The organism is Microbacterium sp. zg.Y909 (assembly GCF_024626565.1).
In genome coordinates this window covers 1-3,835 of the sequence record NZ_JANJFJ010000406.1, presented here as the reverse complement: position 1 = coordinate 3,835, position 3,835 = coordinate 1, and the positions used below count along the sequence as shown (strand labels likewise).

Below are 3,835 nucleotides of genomic sequence, written 5' to 3'. Positions count from 1 at the left end.
CGGCATACGCCATCTCGGAGACCACGGCCGACCTGTCCGTGCTCCACGGCATCCCCGACACACCCGTCGACGTGTACGTCAACGGCGAACTGACCCTCGACGACTTCCAGCCCGGAGATCTCGCCGGCCCGCTGGATCTGCCTGCCGGCGACTACGAGGTCGCCCTGACCGCGACGGATGCCGCAGACGACTCCGCGCCGGTAGTCGGGCCCATCACCCTGACGCTCGAGGCCAACAAGAGCTACACCGCGGTCGCACACCTCACCGAGGCGGGCGAGCCCTCGGCGACGCTGTTCACGAACGACACCGCGGCCACCGCGCCCGGTGACGGCCGCCTGACCGTGCGTCACGTGGCAGCCGCTCCCGCGGTGGACATCCTCGCCAACGGTGCGGCGGTCGTCACCGGACTGACCAACCCCGAAGAGGCGACGCTGAACCTGCCCGCCGGTGTGGTCTCGGCCGCCGTCGCCCTGGAAGGCACCACCGACCCGGTGATCGGCCCCGCAGACGTCGACGTGCAGGAAGGCGTGCTCACGATCGCCTACGCATGGGGCAGCGCCGAGGACGGCAACCTCGCCCTCGCCGTGCAGACCGTCACCGGGCTCCACTCCAACCCGGGTGGCGTGAACACCGGCTCGGCCGGGCTCGTGGCCGAGAACCAGCCGATGTCGCTCATCGCCCTGGGTGGCGGACTGGCGCTGGCCCTCGCGGCTGGATCGATCGTCGCCGCTCGCACTGCCACGGCCAAGCGACGCTGACATGACGATGTCGCGAGGTTTCCGAATCGTCGCCGTGCTCACGGTGATGATGACCCTCGCGGCATGCTCACCCCCCGACGCGGAGGGCGTGGCCCCGGCCCCGTCCTCCGCGGCGGCGCGCACCGAGACGGCGGCGCCGGCGCCGACGCCGACGGTTCAGGTTCCCGTCGCACCGGCTCCTCCGCCGCCGGTGCAGGCGCCGAGTGCGGCTCCCCAGCAGCTGGCATCCGCCGATCTCGGGATCGACATGCCGGTGGTGCCCGTCGGGGTGCAGGACGACGGGTCGATGGAGATCCCGGTCGACCCGGCCGTCGCCGGCTGGTACCGATACGGGCCGGCCCCGGCCGACGCCGACGGGACCACCGTGCTCGCTGCGCACGTCGACTCCCGCGTCTACGGCATCGGCCCGCTCTCGGTGCTGCGAGACGCGCAGCCCGGTCAGACCCTGCAGCTCACCGACGCCGACGGCGCCGTGACCTCGTACACGGTAGAGAGCGTTACCTACATCCCGCGAGCCGAGCTTCCCGTCGACCAGCTGTTCGACCGCGACGGCCCCCGCAGCCTCGTCGTCATCACCTGCGGGGGTGAGTTCGACGAGCAGAGCCGCACATACAGCGATAACGTGGTGCTCGTCGCCCGGGCGTCATCATGACCTCCGTCGTGGATGCCGCGGGCTGCGACACACGGAGGGAGACGGTCATCGAGGACGACGGCGCCCTTGCGACGCGATTCAGCGCGGGGGATCCCGATGCGTTGAAGTCGATGTACGACCGTTGGTCGCGTCTGGTGTTCACGATCGCCGTGAGGTCGCTCGGCGACCACACCGAGGCCGAGGACGTCACGCAGCGCACGTTCGTCTCCGCCTGGACCTCCCGCGACGCGTTCGACGCGGATCGGGGCAACCTCGGCGGGTGGGTGGTCGGCATCGCCCGTCGCCGCATCGCCGACGCACACGCGGCCCGCTCGCGCGCGACACGCCTGGAGCAGGCGGTGACGGCCGAGGCGCTCGCCCCCGCCCCCGACCCCGTCGACGTCGAGGATTCGCTGATGATCGCCCAGGAGATCGAGCATCTCGAGCCCGATGCGCAGCACGTCATCCGCCTGGCGTTCTACGACGATCTCACACACGCCCAGATCGCCGACCGGCTCGCCATGCCCCTGGGTACGGTGAAGAGTCACATCCGACGAAGTCTTTCCCGACTGCGCGCACGATTGGAGGCCGCTGATGTCGCACCTTGACCCCGAACTGGCAGCCCTGATCGCCATGGGCGAGCACGACGCGGCCACCGATGAGCAGAGTGCCCACCTGGCCGAGTGCCTCGAGTGCGCCGACGAGGTCGCCGCGTTCGCGATGGCCGTGGGCGCGGCCCGGGGGGCACTCGTGCAGCAGCCGCTGCTCACGCCGCCGCCACGCGTCTGGGAGGCCATCGCCGCCGAGGTCGGCTTCGCCCCCGCCGCGGAGTCGCCGTCGGCGGACGCGGGGCCCCCCGTGCCCGCCGAGTCGCCGACCACGCACGGCCCGCCGTCCGCGTCGGACGCGCCGCCGGCGCCCCCGGTGCACGATGGCTCGACGCCGGCATCCTCGCCCGCGGCTGCGGCCCCGACCCCGGCCACGCACACGACGGCATCCCCGTCTCGGCACTCCGTGCCCCCGGCTGGGGCGCCCTCCCCGGCGGATACCGCGTCGCACAGCATGCCGCGTGCGGCCGCGTCGCACCGCGTACCGCGACGCGGGCGCATCCGCCGGATGCCCTTGATGCTGGCACTGGCCGGCACCTTCGCCGTCCTCGCCATCGTCGCCGGTGTCTGGGCAGTTCAGAGCGCCGTCGCCCCCACTCCGCAGATCGTCGCAGAGGCGACCCTCGACGGCTTCCCGGCACACGAGGGCGCGCACGGCGCGGCGCTTCTCGAGGAGGTGGACGGCCACAACCAGGTGGTCGTGACCCTCGACGCCGCGGTCCCCGACGACGGGTATCGAGAGGTGTGGCTGCTGACTGACGACGGGTCGGATCTGGTGAGCCTCGGCGTGCTCGAAGGCAGTGAGGGCGTGTTCGACGTGCCCGCCGGCGTTGATCTGGCGAAGTTCAGCGTCGTGGACGTCTCGCAGGAGGCCGACGACGGCGACGAGGCGCACTCCGGAGACTCGATCGTCCGCGGAGCGCTGCAGCCCGCGTGAGATGCGCACCTCGGCGGATGCCGCAACGCCCGGGTGTCGCTCGCGGCTGCGCCACGGCCGCCGCTTAGGCTCATCTGGTCATGATCCGGTTCGAGAACGTCACGAAGCGCTATCGCGGCACCAGCAAACCCGCGCTCAGCGACGTGGACTTCGAGGTGCAACGCGGCGAGTTCGTGTTCCTCGTGGGCGCGTCGGGTTCTGGTAAGTCGTCGTGCCTGCGGCTCATCCTGCGCGAAGACAGCCCCAGCGAGGGTCGAGTGGTGGTGCTCGGTCGCGATCTGCGCACCCTGTCCAACCGCAAGGTGCCGTACTTCCGCCGCCATATCGGCTCGGTGTTCCAGGACTTCCGCCTGCTGCCGAACAAGACCGTGTTCCAGAACGTGGCATTCACGCTGCAGGTGATCGGCTCGTCACGGGCCTTCATCCAGCAGGCCGTTCCCGAGGTGCTCGCTCTCGTCGGGCTCGACGGCAAGCAGAAGCGTCTGCCCCACGAGCTTTCCGGTGGCGAGCAGCAGCGCGTGGCCATCGCGCGCGCTCTCGTCAACCGGCCCCAGATCCTGCTCGCCGATGAGCCGACCGGAAACCTCGACCCGGCGACTTCGGTCGACATCATGCAGCTGCTCGCCCGCATCAACGCCGGCGGCACCACGGTGCTGATGGCCACGCACGAGGCCGGGTTCGTGGATCAGATGCAGCGACGTGTCATCGAGCTCAGCGGTGGCGTGATCGTGCGTGACGAGCGGCACGGCGGCTACGGCGACACCTCGGCGATTCCGAGTCTCATGCCGGTCGAGGAGAAGGGCGCGGCTGCCGTTGCCGCACTCACTGCGGTGCTCGAGCTGCAGCGCGAGATCATCGGCACCTCGGCCGCCGACATCGCCGCCTCGGCGCCGGGCTCGAC

At 71.1% G+C, this 3,835-nt stretch carries 5 protein-coding genes; all 5 read left to right on the top strand.

All coding sequences use genetic code 11. The annotated features are described in order from the left end of the window. Positions 1-758 (top strand): DUF4397 domain-containing protein (locus NQ160_RS20225; RefSeq protein WP_257516899.1); only part of this gene is annotated, 758 nt, incomplete at its 5' end. Between the two features lies 1 nt (position 759). Continuing rightward, positions 760-1,410 carry a class F sortase gene (locus NQ160_RS20220; RefSeq protein ID WP_257516898.1) on the top strand — a complete coding sequence of 217 codons (651 nt, stop codon included), beginning with the start codon at positions 760-762 and terminating at the stop codon, positions 1,408-1,410. Next, positions 1,407-1,997 carry an RNA polymerase sigma factor gene (locus tag NQ160_RS20215; protein WP_257516897.1) on the top strand — a complete coding sequence of 197 codons (591 nt, stop codon included), beginning with the start codon at positions 1,407-1,409 and terminating at the stop codon, positions 1,995-1,997. The genes NQ160_RS20220 and NQ160_RS20215 overlap by 4 nt, the downstream gene beginning before the upstream one ends. Beyond that, on the top strand, positions 1,984-2,934 hold the full coding sequence (locus NQ160_RS20210; protein ID WP_257516896.1) for an anti-sigma factor: 951 nt from the start codon (positions 1,984-1,986) through the stop codon (positions 2,932-2,934). The genes NQ160_RS20215 and NQ160_RS20210 overlap by 14 nt, the downstream gene beginning before the upstream one ends. Positions 2,935-3,014: 80 nt before the next feature. After that, the coding region (ftsE, locus tag NQ160_RS20205; RefSeq protein ID WP_257516895.1) for a cell division ATP-binding protein FtsE at positions 3,015-3,835 on the top strand (821 nt) is incomplete at its 3' end.